17 protein-coding genes are annotated in these 18,129 nt (G+C 46.9%); 8 read left to right on the top strand and 9 right to left on the bottom strand.

From position 1 onward, the window contains the following. Positions 1-8: 8 nt before the first annotated feature. The 5 genes from AAA946_RS23225 to AAA946_RS23205 all read right to left on the bottom strand — a co-directional run bounded on the left by AAA946_RS23225 (position 9) and on the right by AAA946_RS23205 (position 6,362). Entirely contained in the window at positions 9-494 is a 486-nt protein-coding gene (locus AAA946_RS23225) for an Lrp/AsnC family transcriptional regulator (protein ID WP_042499897.1), read from the bottom strand. Positions 495-632: 138 nt separating this feature from the next. Beyond that, positions 633-866 carry a hypothetical protein gene (locus AAA946_RS23220; RefSeq protein ID WP_042499899.1) on the bottom strand — a complete coding sequence of 78 codons (234 nt, stop codon included), beginning with the start codon at positions 864-866 and terminating at the stop codon, positions 633-635. Between the two features lie 308 nt (positions 867-1,174). Further along, positions 1,175-4,231 (bottom strand): efflux RND transporter permease subunit, encoded by a 3,057-nt coding sequence (locus AAA946_RS23215; protein ID WP_338167104.1) that lies wholly within the window; start codon positions 4,229-4,231, stop codon positions 1,175-1,177. Next, complete coding sequence (locus AAA946_RS23210) at positions 4,231-5,289, bottom strand: efflux RND transporter periplasmic adaptor subunit (RefSeq protein WP_338167103.1); 1,059 nt, start codon at positions 5,287-5,289, stop codon at positions 4,231-4,233. The genes AAA946_RS23215 and AAA946_RS23210 overlap by 1 nt, the downstream gene beginning before the upstream one ends. After that, a complete protein-coding gene (locus tag AAA946_RS23205) occupies positions 5,289-6,362 on the bottom strand; it encodes an efflux RND transporter periplasmic adaptor subunit (RefSeq protein WP_338167102.1) in 1,074 nt (357 codons plus the stop codon). The genes AAA946_RS23210 and AAA946_RS23205 overlap by 1 nt, the downstream gene beginning before the upstream one ends. Positions 6,363-6,663: 301 nt before the next feature. On the opposite strand from AAA946_RS23205, the gene AAA946_RS23200 reads away from it, so the two are divergent. Together AAA946_RS23200 and AAA946_RS23195 are read left to right on the top strand one after the other, a co-directional pair. Further along, the gene (locus tag AAA946_RS23200; protein ID WP_338167232.1) at positions 6,664-7,356 is read left to right on the top strand and encodes a TetR/AcrR family transcriptional regulator; all 693 of its coding nucleotides are present in this window, start codon (positions 6,664-6,666) and stop codon (positions 7,354-7,356) included. A 172-nt stretch (positions 7,357-7,528) separates the two neighbouring features. Continuing rightward, positions 7,529-8,113 carry an NAD(P)H-dependent oxidoreductase gene (locus AAA946_RS23195; RefSeq protein WP_338167101.1) on the top strand — a complete coding sequence of 195 codons (585 nt, stop codon included), beginning with the start codon at positions 7,529-7,531 and terminating at the stop codon, positions 8,111-8,113. Between the two features lie 72 nt (positions 8,114-8,185). Here AAA946_RS23195 and AAA946_RS23190 read toward each other — a convergent pair whose 3' ends face one another. After that, the gene (locus tag AAA946_RS23190; protein WP_338167100.1) at positions 8,186-9,121 is read right to left on the bottom strand and encodes a helix-turn-helix domain-containing protein; all 936 of its coding nucleotides are present in this window, start codon (positions 9,119-9,121) and stop codon (positions 8,186-8,188) included. Between the two features lie 195 nt (positions 9,122-9,316). On the opposite strand from AAA946_RS23190, the gene AAA946_RS23185 reads away from it, so the two are divergent. Genes AAA946_RS23185 through eat form a run of 3 tightly spaced genes read left to right on the top strand, consistent with a single transcriptional unit; the run spans position 9,317 to position 13,000 of the window. After that, positions 9,317-10,711 (top strand): ethanolamine ammonia-lyase subunit EutB, encoded by a 1,395-nt coding sequence (locus AAA946_RS23185; RefSeq protein ID WP_338167099.1) that lies wholly within the window; start codon positions 9,317-9,319, stop codon positions 10,709-10,711. Positions 10,712-10,721: 10 nt separating this feature from the next. Beyond that, positions 10,722-11,588 carry an ethanolamine ammonia-lyase subunit EutC gene (gene eutC, locus AAA946_RS23180; RefSeq protein ID WP_338167098.1) on the top strand — a complete coding sequence of 289 codons (867 nt, stop codon included), beginning with the start codon at positions 10,722-10,724 and terminating at the stop codon, positions 11,586-11,588. Between the two features lie 11 nt (positions 11,589-11,599). Further along, positions 11,600-13,000 carry an ethanolamine permease gene (eat, locus tag AAA946_RS23175; RefSeq protein WP_338167097.1) on the top strand — a complete coding sequence of 467 codons (1,401 nt, stop codon included), beginning with the start codon at positions 11,600-11,602 and terminating at the stop codon, positions 12,998-13,000. 64 nt (positions 13,001-13,064) lie between these two features. Here eat and AAA946_RS23170 read toward each other — a convergent pair whose 3' ends face one another. Next, entirely contained in the window at positions 13,065-13,709 is a 645-nt protein-coding gene (locus tag AAA946_RS23170; protein ID WP_338167096.1) for a DsbA family oxidoreductase, read from the bottom strand. A gap of 119 nt (positions 13,710-13,828) precedes the next feature. On the opposite strand from AAA946_RS23170, the gene AAA946_RS23165 reads away from it, so the two are divergent. Continuing rightward, entirely contained in the window at positions 13,829-14,197 is a 369-nt protein-coding gene (locus tag AAA946_RS23165) for a winged helix-turn-helix transcriptional regulator (RefSeq protein ID WP_112461829.1), read from the top strand. 64 nt (positions 14,198-14,261) lie between these two features. Here AAA946_RS23165 and AAA946_RS23160 read toward each other — a convergent pair whose 3' ends face one another. Further along, the gene (locus tag AAA946_RS23160; RefSeq protein WP_338167095.1) at positions 14,262-14,801 is read right to left on the bottom strand and encodes a peroxiredoxin family protein; all 540 of its coding nucleotides are present in this window, start codon (positions 14,799-14,801) and stop codon (positions 14,262-14,264) included. Positions 14,802-15,027: 226 nt separating this feature from the next. On the opposite strand from AAA946_RS23160, the gene AAA946_RS23155 reads away from it, so the two are divergent. Further along, complete coding sequence (locus AAA946_RS23155) at positions 15,028-16,209, top strand: MFS transporter (RefSeq protein WP_338167094.1); 1,182 nt, start codon at positions 15,028-15,030, stop codon at positions 16,207-16,209. Between the two features lie 13 nt (positions 16,210-16,222). Here AAA946_RS23155 and AAA946_RS23150 read toward each other — a convergent pair whose 3' ends face one another. Beyond that, complete coding sequence (locus AAA946_RS23150; RefSeq protein WP_445206121.1) at positions 16,223-17,392, bottom strand: benzoate/H(+) symporter BenE family transporter; 1,170 nt, start codon at positions 17,390-17,392, stop codon at positions 16,223-16,225. Positions 17,393-17,488: 96 nt separating this feature from the next. Between AAA946_RS23150 and AAA946_RS23145 the strand changes: the two genes are divergently transcribed. Continuing rightward, on the top strand, positions 17,489-18,037 hold the full coding sequence (locus tag AAA946_RS23145; protein WP_338167092.1) for a helix-turn-helix domain-containing protein: 549 nt from the start codon (positions 17,489-17,491) through the stop codon (positions 18,035-18,037). Positions 18,038-18,129 lie beyond the last annotated feature (92 nt).

The following is an 18,129-nucleotide window of genomic DNA, read 5'->3' as shown; positions in this document are numbered from 1 at the left end:
AAATGAGTCTAGAGCGTGTCAAGAAGGTCCGGATTAACGCCAAATCCTGTTTTGTGCTCCTCGATCACTACCTCGCTACGGGTTTGAATCACACCGGGTAATGTACCTAACTTGGTAGACATAAATGATTGATAAGACTTCATATCTTTAGTTCTAACCTTGATCATGGTATCGAAGTCACCGGAAAGTGAATAACACTCTTCAATTTCAGGCATTAATTCAACAGCTTTAGCAAATTTTTCAAATATCGAGAAGCTGGTTTGATCGAGTCGGATATGAATAAACACTTGGACATCTAGGCCCAATTTTTCCGGATTGAGTTCAGCGTGATAACCCACAATGAAGCCTTCTTTCTCTAGGCGCTTCACGCGGTCCGAACAAGGAGAGGTCGTCAAATTGACCAACTTAGCCAACTCAACTATCGGCATACGACCCTTACGGCTAAGTATGCGCAGTATTTCTAAATCGATTTTATCTAAAGCAAGCGAAGCCATTGATTTAACTCAAGTGAACGGGATACTTCACGATTGTAAATCAAAGGTTATGCATGTAAAAAGATGTGAGATCACAAAGTTGTGACAAATGCCATCAATCGATATCAGTTTACAGTGTTAATTTACGCGAGACTTTTGTTATGCGAGATTCGTTTGACCGCTAAGCACCGTTTTCACTGTTTCTTGATTCTGCTTATTGCACACACGGCAATATAGCTGACGCTCTAGCTTGTAGTAACCGCTGCCATTGACCAGTTGAGACATCAACATTTGGAAGTTTTGAACGATAGATGAGTTATCGTTGTGGCTGCGTCGCATCACTGCTTTGTGTGCCGTATCCTTTTTGCACGCGGTGCAGTAGTTAGTTGGCATTTGAAGTCTCTCCATCTGTTCTGAATGATTCGTGAGCATATTGTGTTTAATCTTGCTCGTTTGATAAAACGATCATGCCAAAAAATGTGGTTGGTATTCCAAAATAACGTCATTATTTTGCGAAAATTTGATCAAGATTTCGAAATTAACTTACAAATCGCTCGTTAAAGCCGATGAATACCGAACTCGTCCGCAAAAAACACAAAATTGCAGCTAAATTCCGAGAAGCGGGTTCAATTTTGTATCTACAACAACGCAAAAAGCCTGCAATAAATGCAGGCTTTTGATCACTTTTACTATGATTTCAGTTAGTTCGCCGGTTTCACCTTAAAGAAAATGGCAAACAATACCGGTACTACAATTAAGGTTAGAACCGTGGCAAAGCCAAGACCCGCCATAATGGTGATCGCCATTGAGCCAAAGAAGGCATCAAACACGAGAGGTATCATCCCCAGAATGGTGGTCAGCGCTGCCATACTCACTGGACGAACACGACTAACCGCACTGTCTATCAAAGCCAAGTATGGGTCTTTACCACTCTCTAGCTCTAGGTTGATTTGATCCATCAATACAATACCGTTTTTAAGGATCATGCCACTTAGGCTAAGCAGACCTAGTAACGCGGTAAAACTAAATGGCATATTCGACAAAAGCAGTCCAAATGCGACACCAATGATAGAAAGTGGCACAGTAAACCAAATCACCAACGGCTTTTTAAACGAATTGAACAACAACATTGTGATGATGAACATCAACAGATAGCCCATCGGCAATGACTTAAACATCGCCTCTTGCGCATCTTTTGATGACTCATATTCGCCACCCCATTCGATCGTGTAGCCAGCAGGTAGAGGCAGTGATTCTACCTGTGGCTTAACACGAGCGAATAAACTTGCCGCCGTCTCGTCTCCCAATACATCATGGTCAGCGAGTACCGTTAAAGTACGTTTTCTGTCACGGCGCTGAATAATCGGCTCTTGCCACTCCAGCGTAACATCGTCGATCACCTGCTCTACTGGCACATACGTTTGCAGCATTGGGCTCCAAATGGAGATGTTCTGCAGTGACGCATAATCCACGCGTTCCGCTTCCGTCAGCCGAGTGACGATAGGCAGCATTTGTGTACCATCACGGAATACGCCAATCGTGTTACCACCGAATGCCAGTTGCAGAGTGCTCGATAGATCCTCTTTCGAGATACCCAAACGGCGCGCTTTCGATTCATTAAACTGAGGAACCAACTGCTTGGTGCGTTCGCGCCAATCATGACGAATGTTTCTTGCTCCCGGATCCGCAAGCAATACATCTTCTACTTGTACCGCGATATCACGCAGCACCTGTGGGTCAGGGCCAATGATGCGCGCTTCGATCTTCGACGCTGGTGACGGACCAAATTCCATCAGTCGAAGCTGGAACGTTGGGGTGGCAAATTGAGACGACAGCTCTGAATCCAGCGTGTTGAGTAAATCAAACATGTTGTCACGACTGGTGGTTCGCACTTGCAGCTGAGCGTAGCCTTCATAGCTTTTCTCTGGCTGATAAGTCAGCATGAAACGTTGCAAACCTTGCCCAACCGTTGTGGAAACAAACTCCACATTATCTTGAGCCTGAATATACTCTTCCACCTGCTCAGTTTGTTTCAGCGTTTGACGTATATCCGTGCCCTCAGGCATCCACATGTCGACAAAGAACATAGGCGTGTTTGACGGCGGGAAAAACGACTGCTTCACTAAACCAAACGCCATGACAGCGGAAACTAGCAATGCAATCATGGCCGCAACCGTCAACCATCGCAATTTCAGCGCCAACTCCAAAGACCAACGGAACACCGAAAACAGCACACCTTTATATGGGTCTGCAGCGGCAGTTTGGTCGTTTTTATCAGACTCTTTCAGCAAGATATCAGCAAGAAACGGCGTTAGAGTTAATGCCGTGATCCAGCTAAGGAACAAGGAGTAGCACAGCACCCAGAACAAGGAGCCCATGAACTCCCCCGTGGCGTCTTGTGATAAACCGATTGGAGCAAAAGCGGTAATTGCGATAACGGTAGCACCAAGTAGTGGCCATTGCGTCTGTTTTGCAATACCCATCGCAGCTTGCTTTTTGGTTTGACCCTGCTTAAGTCCAACCAAGATACCTTCAACAATCACAATCGCATTGTCCACCAACATACCGAGCGCGATGATAAGTGCACCGAGTGAAATACGGTGAAGCTCAATATTGTTGATACTCATCATAATGAAAGTACCAAACACGGTGAGTAGCAAAACTGCACCAATAATGATGCCGCTACGCATGCCCATAGTGAACAGCAATACCACAATGACGATGCCTACCGCTTGAGCAAGGCTGACCACAAAATCTTGTACCGATTTATCAACTTCTGCAGATTGATTGTAAAAGTAGTCAAGATTAATGCCCGCAGGCTTAATGCTCTCGAGCGCTTGTAGCTCAGCATCCAGTGCCTTACCGACTTCGACCACGTTGACACCAGCGCCAAATGAAATCGCCAAGTTAATCGCAGGCTTGCCATTAAAAGTAATCACATTTGACGGCTTTTCTTGTATCCCCTTAGAGATATCAGCCACGTCTTTTAAGCGGATAAGATTACCCGTGTCACGTCCATGTATGATGAGATTTTCTAGCGACTCAACCGAATCCAAATTGCCGTTTGGACGAATGGCCAAGCTCTCACCATTAATCATGATTTCACCAGCAGACTGCACGCTGTTTTGCTGGTTGAGCAGCCCCATGACCGTGTTCATATCTAGGTTAAGGGCAGATAGACGCTCTAACGACAGCTCAACGAATAACATCTCCTTTTGGTCACCAGCGATGGCAACTTTACCCACGCCATCCACCAGCTCTAGCTCGCGGCTCAAGTAATCAGCGTAACGTTTTAGCTCCACATAATCGTAGCCATCACCCGTAAGCATGATCATCACACCAAACACATCACCAAAATCATCGATGATCTGAATCGAATTGACCCCTGATGGAAGGTTAGGTCTTAAGTCATTAATCTTACGACGCATTTCATCCCAGATTTGGGGAAGTTCGTCAGGGCCATAGTCCATTTCCATACTGACCATGATCTGTGACAGACCCGCAGAGGACGTAGACTTGATGTTCTTGATGTACGGAAGCTTACGGATCTCTTTTTCCAGCGGATAGGTGAGCTCTTCTTCTACTTCGGTCGAGGTCGCGCCGGAATAAGTTGAAATCACCATCGCATCTTTAATCGTAAACGCTGGATCTTCCAAACGCCCTAAATCGTTAAATGATTGAATACCGCCAACAGCCAATATGACAAGAAACAGCCAGCTAATGACACGGTTTTTGATTGAATACTCGGTCAAACTCATTATTTATTATTCTCCAAGAGTGCTACTGCTTCGCCGTCTCTGAGCTTTCTCAAACTTGAGCTAATTAAAATGTCACCTTGGGTCACGCCTGAATCGACAATCACCCCGAAACTATTCACTTGATCAACTCGCACTGGCGTTTTCATCGCCATACCATCTTCATGTTTCCAAACAAAAAACTGTTTCGGCTCCATGCCAGCTTCCAGTACTGTCATTGGTAATTGATAACCTTGAATCGTACTTAACCCTGCAGCGACCATATCCACATGAACAGCAACACTGGTTCCCGGTAAAATTTTCGCTTTTGGTTGAGGCATTTGCAGCCAAAGTTCATAAGCGCGACTTTGGGCATCTGGCTCGCTAGAGTGCTCTAGGTAGGTCATGGTGTAGCTTTCATCAATGCCAGAGAAAAATGCGCGCGGCTGATAGGCATTACGCTGAGCCTGAGGAGTGATAGAAGCTAAAATGTGGTCAGAAAGACTGATCTTCACGTAAACTTTGTCATCCTGATAAATAGACACAACCGTCTCACCCGGGCCAACGTTTTCGAAGCGTTCTTTATTAACCTCTGCCACCACGCCAGAAAACGGCGCCTTTAAGCTGGTGTACTGAATTTGGTGCTGAATATTTTTGTATTGCGCTTTCGCCAGTTGTCGATTGGAAGTCAGCTCATCCAACTCAGAGTTGGAAATCATATCTCGCGCGTACAATTCGGTACCACGACGAAGTTGCTTGGTTGCCAATTCGTATTGAGCCAATGCATCACGGTATTGCTGCTGGAGTTTTTCATCGTCCAACTTGGCGACCACCTGGCCTTTCTTTACCGATTGACCTGGCTTCACCAGTAAGTGGGAAATTTCCCCCTGAATTCGAAATGCCAGTTTTGTCTGCTCTGCGGTGACAACTTGGCCTTTAAACTCGCGATATTGTTGCTCTACAGGTTTTGAGACTTCGATAGACTCAACCATCAGAGGTGCACGCTCACGAACGGTAACATCCGAATTACAGCCCGCTAGAGCCAGTGAGACGAGACCGAGAGCAATCATTGATTTCTTCATTAGATACCTCCCTCTCGCGTCCAGAGCTTAACTCGCTGTCCTTCCACTAAGTTTGCCGCGCCGGCCACCACGATTTGGTCGCCTTGCTGCAAGCCCGCAGTCACGGCACCACTTTCATTAGTAGACAGCTGAATTTGATGAATTTGCTCTGTCATTGGGTCAAAGCGCCACACCTTGCCACTGGTCGCTTGCTGGCTAATCCACGCGCTGGTTGGCAGCGAAAATGCACGCTCTTTCGCTTCACTTTGAATATGCACCTGTCCAGACATACCGGAGAGCACATTGATGTTTTGTGGCTTAACTATTGTCACTGCAGCTGCATAGCTATTGGTATCAAGATCTGGCTGCATAGCAATTTCACGAAATCTGGCTTCAATACGCTGATTGCGATGACTATCCAGCGTGACAAAAAAGTGCTGGTTCTTTAACTCTTCTAACGTCATCGCCTTCACTTCCGTAACCGGAATAGTGAAGGTCACATCAAGGTCGTCACTGCTAATAAGATTCAAAATTGGCTGTTTCGCCCCAACGACTTCAAAAGGCTTTTGGTAAGTCATAGAGACCACACCATCAAACGGAGCAATGATTTGCGTATAGCCAAGATCAGCTTTCGCTTGTGCTAATGACGCCTCAGCAGCTTTAAATTGCGTTTCGTTGCGGTCGAACTCATCGGCACTGATCAGCTTTTTAGCAAATAACTGCTTAGCACGTTTCCACTGTGACTCTGCGAGATCGAACTCGGCTTGTTTTGCGTCTAAAGCGACTTGATAGTCGGTTGGATCCAGTGTCGCCAAGATTTCGCCCTGACTAATGACTTCACCCATTTTGACGTCAATCGACGAAATTTGTCCTGCGACCTGAAAAGAGAGTTGAGCACGATCCGTCGCATCAACTTGTGCAAGATAGCTGCTGACAGGTGCAAAATTGAGTTCAGGAACCTGTACTACTTTGACGGGCTTGATCACGGGTTCATTGATTTCTGATTGTGCTTGATTGCACCCAGATAGGCTGATGGCCGCGAATATGGGGAGCATCAGCACACTGACTTTTTTGAATAGACGATGGGTGTTCATAATATTTATCCCAAATTTATACTTTACGATCGTGCAGTAAATTAACTTTACAGTTGTGCAGTATATGTTTAATTTGAAAGAGATCAATACATATTGCACACACGTGCAGTATAATTTTTTGTATGCTTTTCATCACTTTTAGTTATATACAAGCCCTCAGGCCCCGGCATAAGTAGATCTACTGCATTGTGACGTTCGGCCGATGTGCATCTTGTCGATAGGTGGGTAATTCAGTACCCTGTATAGGATTGATTAATTAAAAAGGTATCGAGTGGAGAAGAAAAAAGGTCGTCGCAGCGCCATGGCGGCAGAAGAGACAAAAAACCTGATCATGACGGTCGCTGCACAAATGTTTTGCGAACTGGGGTACGAGAGAGTTTCTATTCGCAATATCAGTGAGCGTGCGGGTGTGTCTCATAGTTTGATTCGTCACCACTTCGGTAGCAAGGAGCAGATATGGTACGGCATCAGCGACCATATGCACGCCTACATGCAGAAGTACATCCTGCACCTTCTCGAGCTACTACCAGAAGATACCCCTATCAATGTGAAGCTCTATCGCTTTTCCGTTGAAATGCTGGCCCACATTATGGTTGTCCGCGAGCCTATTCAGCTCATTGCCGATGCGATGCGTCAGGAAAACGAATTCTTTGACTATTTTGTAGATAGCAAAGGGGAAATTGAATGCATCGTGGAGGCGCTGGTCGATGAATATAATCAAGGCCGAACGGATGACGACCAATTAAACAGGCACGAACTCAAATGGCAGATGATGCTCTATGCCCATGGCTCAGCATGTATGATGCCCATGCTTAAAGAAACCTGGTCTGAAGTTACTCAAGATGAAGACGAGTGTTTACTGAAACACTGGCAGCTATTTGAACAACTCACTGCTGCAAAACTTCATGTTGATAAGCAGTATCGACTCAATCCAGACAAAGTCTCCGATCTGGTTCACCATGTCGAATGTGGCTGGGAAGAGTGCCCGATATAAGCTAACTCATTGATAAAAAGCAGCGTAACGCTGCTTTTTTTGTACCCCAAAACCACCAAACAAAAGGTTACTAAAAGTATACTAATTGATTTTAGTTTTCAGGTTACTTTAATATACCACCAGAGCGCTCGGACACACTCCAGACATAGTGAAATTTAGAGGACATAAAACCATGAGCAATATATTAATCATCAATGCACACCAACCCTACCCATTCTCTGAAGGTAAACTTAACGCAACTCTTGTCGATAAGGCGATCACCCTACTCGAAGGCAAAGGCCATCAAACACGTGTGGTCACCATGCAAGATGAGATTGATGTACCAGCACAACTGGATAACTTTAAGTGGGCGGATCGAGTGATCATTCAATCGCCAGTCAACTGGATGACAGTACCTTGGAGCTTTAAAAAGTACATGGATGAGGTGTTTACTGCTGGCATGGGTGGTGACTTGTGTTTGTTTGATGGTCGCTCAGAATCAGAGCCTAAGAAAAACTACGGTACAGGTGGCATGCAAACTGAGTCTAAGTACATGCTGTCTTTAACGTTCAACGCGCCAGAAGAATCGTTCAACGATGAATCTGAATACCTTTTCCAAGGCAAAAGCGTTGATGACCTCATGTTCCACATGCACGCCAACTTCCGCTTCTTTGGTATGAAAGCCATGCCAACCTTTGCGGCCTATGACGTGATGAAAAATGGCGATATCGACAATGACTTTACGCGATTTGAAGCGCATTTGAATCAGCACTTCTAACGACATCAAGCTTAAAGCACATTGTTACTATGGCGGTTTAAACGGCCGCTATAGTTGATGAATCCTCTAAATCTAACGCTGTGCCAGCGTTGCAGACGGACTCTCACCAAACAGCTTTTTATAGTTCCCAGCAAAAAGACCTAAGTGATAGAAGCCATGATTAAACGCGATATCATAGACGGAGTGCTCGCCGTCACTGTTGAGTAAAGCCCTGCGAGCTTGGTTCAACCTGACTCGCAGGAGAAACTGGTGGGGCGACATGCCACAGCAAGAGTGAAACGTGTTTTGCAATGTTCGGCGACTCACATGTACGGCACGACAAAGCTCGCTGATGGTTATTGGGTGAGACCAATCACTACTCTCTAATGTTTGTTTCACCCGTCTCATGACTTTAGCGCGCTGAAACAAAGGCTCCATTGAATCCTTGCTACCGCAAGACGAGTCAAGGACATCGGCGACAAAATCCAAAAGTAGCGATTCATGAGTATGGCAAGACCAACCTACAGGTTGATTCGATAGCAATATCGAGAGGTAAGCTTTTAGTTGCTGAGCATGAGACGTCGATACCACTTGGCTGAGCATCGCCAAGCTGTCTGTCTCGACATCCAACTGGTCGAGAATAGTACCTAAAGCTTGCTCGTCCAGCACCACGCCGTAGATCGAAAAGTCTTCCGGCGTCACCAACTCAAAGTCCAGTCCCCCCGCGCGAAGCAACATATCGTCAGCGTCTTGCTGGTGATGATTAAGATAAAGAGACTTGTCGGTCGCACTTAACCCCAGCCACAGCCCACCTTTGGTCACTTGGCAATCCTGTCTTAAACCTCGATTGCTCTCTTCACGAAACACATGAACCTTAGAAAAGCGTCGCTCAACAATTCGACCACGATACGCACCATCCGTGATCTGATCATAGGCTTGGGCCCAATTGAACAAGTCGTCTGCTTGTTGGTTTGCATCATTAGAGGGACGAATGCACAACTCTGGCGCAAACTTGCAAATTTCATCCATCACGACTACTCCTTCTAAAGGGATTTTTGGCGCCCAACCATGGAGCATAAGCTCTATAAGGCATTGTTTATTAACAAATTAAATAGTTGCCATTTTTTGATATACACATGGAACGCTATTCGCAAACTCACTCATTAGCTGCGAGACACGTTCAGTAATAAAGGCAGCAAGAATCGAACCATTAAAGGAGTAGTCATGACAGCGACGTATCGCCGACAACAGGGAAACCATGTGTTTACATTTAGTTCGCTTGCGGAACTGATGGCAAAAGCGACCCCAGAACGCTCTGGAGATGCCTTAGCTGGCGTGTGTGCAGAATCTGCTGCAGAACGCGTAGTGGCGCAGATGACACTTGCAGATTTGCCGCTCAAAACGTTTCTCAATGACGTCGTGATCCCTTATGAGAGTGATGAGATTACCCGACTGATCATCGATAACCATGACAATCAAGCCTTCTCACTCATCGAGCACCTCACGGTAGGTGACTTTAGAAACTGGTTACTGAGCGATCAGGCTGACTCGGAAACACTGGCGCAAATAAGGCCGGGGCTGACGCCAGAAATGGTGGCGGCGGTGAGCAAAATCATGCGCAATCAAGATCTCATCTTGGTGGCTAAGAAGTGTCAGGTTGTGACTGCTTTTCGAAATACCATTGGACTGCCGAGCCGCCTTTCAACCCGTCTGCAGCCCAACCATCCCACTGATTCGCTCAATGGCATTGCCGCAAGTATTTTCGATGGCCTGATGTACGGTAATGGTGACGCCGTCATTGGCATCAATCCAGCAACGGACAACGTTCCTCAGGCGATAAAACTCATGCAGCTTATGGATGAGGTCATCCAGAAATATCAGATACCAACTCAGTCCTGCGTTTTAACTCATGTCACCAATACCATAGAAGCCATTGAGCTAGGAGCACCTGTCGATTTGGTATTTCAGTCGATTGGTGGGACCCAAGGCACCAATGATACGTTTGGCATCAATCTTTCTATTTTGGAAGAAGCCCAGCAGGCAGCACTATCACTCAATCGCGGCACGGTGGGTAACAACGTCATGTATTTCGAAACGGGTCAGGGCACCGCGCTGTCTGCCAACGCTTTTCATGGCGTTGATCAGCAAACCTGCGAAGCGAGAGCCTATGCAGTAGCTCGCCAATTTAATCCTTTGCTAGTCAACACTGTTGTCGGCTTTATCGGCCCAGAATATCTGTTTGATGGTAAACAAATTATTAGGGCGGGACTGGAAGATCATTTCTGCGGAAAATTGCTGGGCTTACCGATGGGCTGTGACATTTGCTACACCAACCATGCCTACGCCGATCAAAATGACATGGACAATCTACTCACTTTACTCGGTGTCGCTGAGTGCTCCTTCATTATGGGGATCCCGGGCTCTGACGACATCATGCTTAACTATCAAACCACCTCATTTCACGATGCACTCTACGCTCGAAAGGTGCTTGGCTTACGACCTGCCCCCGAATTCGAGAAGTGGCTGGTAGATACCCAGATTTTTGACGATGTCGATAAAGTGCGTCTAAACGACCAACTTGCCACCCCGTTCTCTAATGCCATCAAACAGGTTAGCTAAGGAAAGTGACATGACAAAGGTAGTCAACATTAACAAAGCATCAAACTCTGTGGTGACCAGCCCTTGGCAGAATCTGCGTAGCATGACCTCAGCACGAATCGCACTGGGCAGAACTGGCAACAGCATCCCGACCGACGCACTATTGTCGTTTCAGCTTGATCACGCCCAAGCGATGGATGCCGTGCACTGCGCACTAGATACCCAATCCTTAAAAATCGAGCTTGAACAGTTACCCATGCTTCAATCCGTTGCGTCAGGAGAAATTCAAGTTGTCGAAAGCAAAATAACCGATCGCTTAATGTACCTTCAAAGACCCGACTTAGGGCGCCAGCTCAGTGACGCGTCTTGGGCACAACTGAAGCAACAGGCGTCCACCTCTCAAACCCAATCCGATCTTGCTATCGTCATCGCCGACGGATTGTCATCAACGGCGATACAAAATCATGCCGCCCCTTTTCTAGAGCGACTTCTTCGCAAATTAGACAAAAGCAAATCATGGCACTTAGCACCCATTACCATCGTCAAGCAAGGGAGAGTCGCGATTGCCGATGATGTTGCTGAATGCGTTAACGCTCGAATGGCACTGATCTTAATTGGCGAAAGGCCCGGATTATCCTCTCCAGATAGCATGGGGTTATACCTAACGTGGGGGGCGAAACGAGGCGCAAAAGACTCTGAGCGAAACTGTATCTCAAATGTCAGGCCAGACGGCTTGAGTTATAACGACGCCTGTCAGCGAACCCTATACCTACTCGAAGAAGCAAGAAGATTACATCTCTCTGGTGTCGATCTTAAAGACCGCTCTGAGATTGACGACGACAGCAGTTCAACACTCAATCAAACTCATTCCAACAACTTTCTTATCAACCGTTTGTAGAAGGATCTACTATGACCAAACATCAGGAATATTTGTCTAAAAGACAGCTAAAAAGAGGCACCGCTGGGTGGATTTTACTTGCAGGCCTAGGGGTCTCTTATGTCATCTCTGGTGACTTCGCTGGCTGGAATTTTGGCATCGCGCAAGCCGGCTGGGCTGGTTTTCTCATTGCCGCCGTCGCTATGGCCGTCATGTACTTTACTTTAGTGCTCTCACTCGCTGAAATGTCCGCAGCGATTCCTGCCGCTGGCGGGGGGTACAGTTTTGCTAGGCAAGCTATGGGGCCAACCGGAGGGTTTGTCACTGGACTCGCGGTACTCATCGAGTATGCACTAGCGCCAGCGGCCATCGTCATATTCATTGGCTCTGCGGTGAATGAGTTGATAGGGATAGATGGCCCCGTCGTTTATGCGCTATTTTATGCTGCGTTTATTGGTATTCACCTATTTGGTGTCGGTGAGGCGCTCAAGGTTATGATGGTGATTAGCGGTCTCGCCGTTCTCGCTATCATACTCACCGCAGTTGCACTCGTTGGTCACTTTGATGCCAGTAACCTGTTTGACATCGCACCAACAACCGCAGAAGCAACTGAAATCCTACCTTTTGGCTGGTATGGTGTTTGGGCAGCATTGCCCTTTGCGATGTGGCTGTTCTTAGCCGTTGAAGGGGTTCCGCTCGCCGCAGAAGAAGCTAAAAATCCAGCAAAAGACGTACCAAAAGGTATTATTGGCGCAATGGTATTCCTACTCGTCACTGCAGCACTCGTTGTCTTTTTACTTGCGGGCGCTGCGGGCTCAGAGCTGATTGGCGCAAGTGCGGTACCGCTGGTCGATGCGTTAAAAGTAACAAACAGCCCAACGATTGCAACCTTAGTCAATATGCTTGGACTTGCTGGCCTTATCGCTTCGTTCTTCTCAATTGTTTACGGTTATAGCCGCCTTGTTTTCGCCCTGTCGAGAGCTGGGTATCTACCGAAAAGCTTATCTTTAACCAGTAAGAACAAAGTGCCCTCTCGCGCTTTGATTGTTCCAGGCATCTTTGGGTTTGCTGTTTCGCTTACCGGCGAGGGAGACTTGATTTTGGCCATGGCCGTTGTCGGCGCCACAGTGTCCTATGCCTTGATGTCACTCAGCCACATTCTGCTGAGAGTAAAACAGCCAGAACTTGAGCGTCCGTATCGTACTCCAGGAGGGGTAGTCACCTCTGGGATCTCACTCATCCTATCGCTAGTTGCACTCACAGGTGTGTATGCGTTTGACCCATCGGCGTTCTATATGACATTTGGACTGTTTGTCATTGGTGGGGTTTACTATGGCCTATATAGCCGCAACAACTTAGTCGCATCGAGTGCAGAAGAAGAGTTTGCAATGTTGTCCGTCGCAGAGCAGGAACTCAATACTGATGTAGGTTAATGTCAACAAGGGTCAGACATCGCGTTCGCAATGCCTGACCCTCTCATTTCATTTGGCCAGCTACTTATTGAGCAAGTAATTCTTGCAATTCCTGCTTATATACTTCAACCGGCTGTGCGCCTGTTAATGCACTTTGACGATTAAATACCACCGTCGGCACCGAGCTGATTCCTAAGTTCTTCCACGTCTCTTCCGCTTGCTGAACTTCAAGGCGAGCGCTTGGATCATCTAGGCGGGCAATCGCACTCTCGCTGTCCAGCCCAACCGCAGCAAGTTCATTCGCAAGCACATCGCGATTGCTGATATCTTTCCCCTCTCCGAAGAACGCGCTGAACAGACGGAGTTTCAAATCTGTTTGCTTACCTTGCTCTTTGGCATATTCAAGCAAAATATGCGCTTCAAAAGTATTGAGCATCTTCATCTCATCGCTGTAGTCAAACGTAAACCCAACCTCTTGACCTAACTGAGTCAACTGCTCGCGAGCGCGAATGCTGTCTTCTTTCGTGGTTCCATATTTTTCTGCTAGGTGTTCACGCAGGTTTTGACCTTCCAATGGCATATGAGGATTGAGCTCAAACGGCTGCCACTCAAGATCAATACGATCCCCAACACCCAGTTCCCGAATCGCTTGTTCCAAGCGCTTATAACCGATAATGCACCATGGGCACACCACGTCCGATACCACATCCAGTTTGATTGTTTGGCTCATAATGACTTTCTCTTTGTTTTATTCGTTTTCTTTGATTGAATTTTTAGTGACCAGGTATATTATGGTGACCTAAATATCTGTTTCAACCAGTTACCATTTGGTGACCTAGGAGCTCTATCGTGGAAAGCCAGATCAAAATTGATAATCGTGGCCGCAAGTCTGTTGAAAATGCCTGCTTAGAACCCTGTGCAATCGAAAAAGGCATGCGCCTGATTGGTGGAAAGTGGAAAGGGTCTATTATTTATCACCTCAAAGATGGTCCGGTTCGCTTCAATGACCTAACACGCCTATTGGGTGGTGCCAGTAAGAAAATGGTTGACCAAAGACTGAAAGAACTTGAACTGGAAGGTATGGTAGAACGCAAGGTCATCAGTGACCGACCCATTGCCGTAAGCTACGAGCTGACTGAATTTGGCCGCACTGCGCTGAAGATACTCGATGATCTGCGCGTATGGTCAGAGACCTACGACATTCAAATCCGCTCGTGATATAACATCTGAACGGCAAAGGGGAGCATGATGCTCCCCTTTGTTTTCTCTATTGGGTTGCGAATTAGTAGTCTAGCGTTCCGCGAATTGGGTAGTGATTATTCGGGTCTCGTATCCAAGCGAGGCCGCGAGATAACGCACCTAATTCCGGTCTAACAAACGGGTTGTTTGAGATATCGACGACATGCAAGTTACCGTGCTCATTCACCACAAAGAGCCCGGGCTCTGCAAAATTGTGGTCCGTTTCCTGCTCGGAGCGCGGCAATGAGATATACAGTCCAAGCTGCTTCATTTGCTCTTCCGTCAAACCGTAAGCAAGTGGGAAGCTAACATCGAGCTTCTCTAAATGCTGCTCTAGCTGTGCTTTTGAATCCCCTGACACCGCCAAAATATCCACACCCGCATCTGCAAATGCCTGTTTGTAGGATTCCAATTCATTGAGGTATTTCGTACACAAAGGGCAGTGTTTGCCGCGATAAACGAACACCGCTTGCCACGTTAAACCGTCTTTGGGCTCTCCAAGCGTTACCGATGTACCATCCAACAAAGTGGCTTGCAGTGAGGGAAACGCATCGCCCGCTTTAAGTTTTACCGATGTAGACATACTGACTCCTTAGCACACGTTTTTCAGATCGCTTTTGATTGTGGGTCGAGATCTCTATAACTTCAAGTAGTTAACTTTTAGTAACCTAACCATATTTGCATAATTAGCAAAAATGATTTGTTACAACTGCTATTTTTTACAATTCAACTTTCTTCAATAATGCGCTCAACAAAACGAAAGCAGTTCACATCTTTAATCTGCAACTGCGAATTATTGGAGAAATACAATGCCTATTGCACTTTTTGCATTAACTCTCAGTGCCTTTGCCATCGGCACAACAGAGTTCGTTATTGTTGGGTTAATCCCAACCATGGCTGCTGATCTGGGCGTATCACTGCCTTCAGCGGGATTATTAGTCAGCTTATACGCGCTTGGTGTTGCTGTCGGCGCACCCGTGCTCACTGCTTTAACCGGCAACTGGAAACGTAAGTATGTTTTGCTTTCTGTGATGAGTTTGTTTGTTGCGGGTAACCTCTTAGCTTGGAAAGCGCCTGGCTACAATACACTTGTTCTCGCGCGCATACTGACAGGTCTTGCTCACGGCGTGTTCTTCTCAATTGGGTCGACCATTGCAACCGGATTAGTTTCGAAAGAGAAAGCAGCCAGTGCGATTGCGATCATGTTTACCGGCCTCACCGTAGCACTGGTTACTGGCGTACCTCTTGGTACCTACATAGGGCAAACTTTTGGCTGGCAAACCACATTCTTAGTGGTGGCAATACTCGGCCTAATTGCTCTCATTGGCAGCGTATTCCTAATACCGAGCAACCTTAAACAACCACCAGCAGCAAAACTGTCTGCTCAACTCAATGTACTGGCGCAACCACGTCTGTTACTGGTTTATGCCATCACCGCGCTAGGTTATGGCGGCACCTTCACTGCTTTTACTTATCTAGCCCCTATCTTGGAGCAGGTGTCAGGTTTTGAATCGAGTGCAGTAAGCCTAATCATGTTGGTCTATGGGGTATCTGTTGCCGTGGGCAACATCTGGGGTGGCAAGATGGCGGATTCTATGGGACCAATCAAGGCACTCACCATTATCTTTGCAGGCTTGGCGGGCATTCTATTGGTATTTAACTTTACCGCAGTAAACCCGATTGCCGCTGTTATCACTATTCTGGTTTGGGGGGCCTTTGCCTTCGGTAACGTGCCGGGCTTACAAGTTTATGTGGTAAAGCTTGCGGACAAGTATGCGCCTGATGGTATCGACGTCGCTTCAGGCCTTAATATCGCAGCCTTCAACGTTGGCATTGCCCTTGGTTCTTGGGGTGGTGGTCACATCGTTGCTGAAGCCGGACTCATGCATACCCCTTGGGTTGGCGCAGCGATTGTTACCCTAGCCTTGTTACTCACTCGATTAAGTGGCGCACTGGACAAAAGACAAAGTGCGACTATCCGTGTTGCATGACCAAATAGGCCATTTAATGGCCTTTTTTTCTTGATAAGCCAAAGAGCACCGAATAAAACCAGCCAACGAATAACCCCAAAAGCGTTGAATTAATCCCTAAAATTGTTACACCGGATAGCGTCACCACCAGCACCAATAGAGCTGGCTCCCGATAGTCTGGGGAATCAAACGCACTTTGCAAACACATCATCAGAGTTCCAAGCAGTGCAAAGCCGGCAAGCATATGGGTGATTTCCTTCGGAAAGGCTAAAAACATAGAGACGACCACAGAAGCTAATAGCCCAGCAATGAGATAAAACACACCGGCCCAAATCACAGCTCTATATCGCTTGCTCTTGTCTGCGTCTACATCGTCATTCATACAGATCGCTGCTGATATCGCCGCTAAATTGACACTAAAGCCGCCAAAGGGTGCGGATAGCACGTTTGCAAGCCCCGTCCCCACGAGTACAGGCTTCACGGGCGTCTCATATTGATAGCTTTTCATCATTGCCACGCCAGGCAGATTTTGAGACAGCATGGTTACAATATAAAGCGGCAAGGAAATATTGAGAATCGCTGACCAATCTAGTACGGGTGTCACCCAACTGGCTTGGGCGATAACCAGCTCGGGGTTTGACATTGATTCACTATCAGCAGAAAACGCCAGAGCGCAGCCCACAACAAGCAGCAACATCGTGTACTTGGGCACAAAGCGCTTGCTGACGATAAAAGTAAGAAACATCCATATAAACGCATAGGGTGTCGTCATTGCAGGCTCAAATGCACGAACGCAGAATGGTAACAATATCGCGCCTAGCATCGCCGTCGCAAGCGGAGTTGGAATCCGTTGCAAAGCTTTAGAAAGAGGCGATACGAGACCTGTCATTAGAATCAATAGGCCAGAAACAACAAAGGCACCTATCAAAGCAGACATGTCATATTCCGTGGCGGAACTTACCAGTATCGCGGCACCTGGAGTCGACCACGCGGTCAAAATTGGCACTTTGTAATACCATGAAAAACCTATCGACGTGACTCCCATCGTTACACCAAGCGCGAGCAACCAACTCTCAATCTGTTCTGGTGACGCCCCCGCAGCCGTAGCCGCTTGCAATATGATCACCACCGAGCTGGTATAACCGACGAGCACTGCGGTAAAGCCCGCTGTCATGTGGTGCAATGTGGAATTTTTTTGGCTCATTGTCGTCCCTTTCTGTATAGTAATTCCATCTGTGCGCAATAACGCACAACACCAAGATAGCATCGTGCGCTATAGCGCACAACAAGGAAGGGCTCTATGCAAGACTCTAAGTTTAAGTCTGAGATCGCACAGCATCTAAAATCAGAGAGAAAGAAGAAAAAGCTGAGCTTAGATGCGACAGCGAAACTGACCGGTGTATCCAAAGCTATGCTGGGACAAATAGAGCGAGAAGAATCGAGCCCGACGATCGCGACACTATGGAAGATCGCTAGCGGACTTGAGACCTCTTTTTCGGCGTTTTTTGCTAACAATCCAGATCTTCAAGCACCAGATCGCGCCTTTCCGGATGATCCGAGAATGAAAGTAACAACCTTATTCCCTTTTCAGCCAGATACAGGCATTGAGGTGTTTGAAATCCATCTGATGGAACATCACCAACAGATGTCATCAGCACACAGTGTTGGCGTAATTGAGCATGTACATGTGATCAGCGGTCAATTGAAGCTGTTTTTTGATCAAACCTGGCACTTGATCGATACGGGAGAAAGCGTGCGCTTTCATAGCGATCAACCTCATGGCTATGAAGCGGCGACGAAAAATACCGTATTCCATAACATCGTTAGTTACCCTAGGAAGTCAGTATGACTCTTCTCAAGATGCTCTAACGATACCGTCTTCAACGTTCTTCAGACAAAAAAATGCCCCGAATCTATCGGGGCATTGTTGTTTATGATGTG

The sequence above is a fragment of the Vibrio sp. 10N genome, assembly GCF_036245475.1.
Classification (GTDB): Bacteria; Pseudomonadota; Gammaproteobacteria; order Enterobacterales; family Vibrionaceae; genus Vibrio.
The sequence above is the reverse complement of the archived record's forward strand: the minus strand, read 5'-3'. Positions and strand labels throughout refer to the sequence as shown.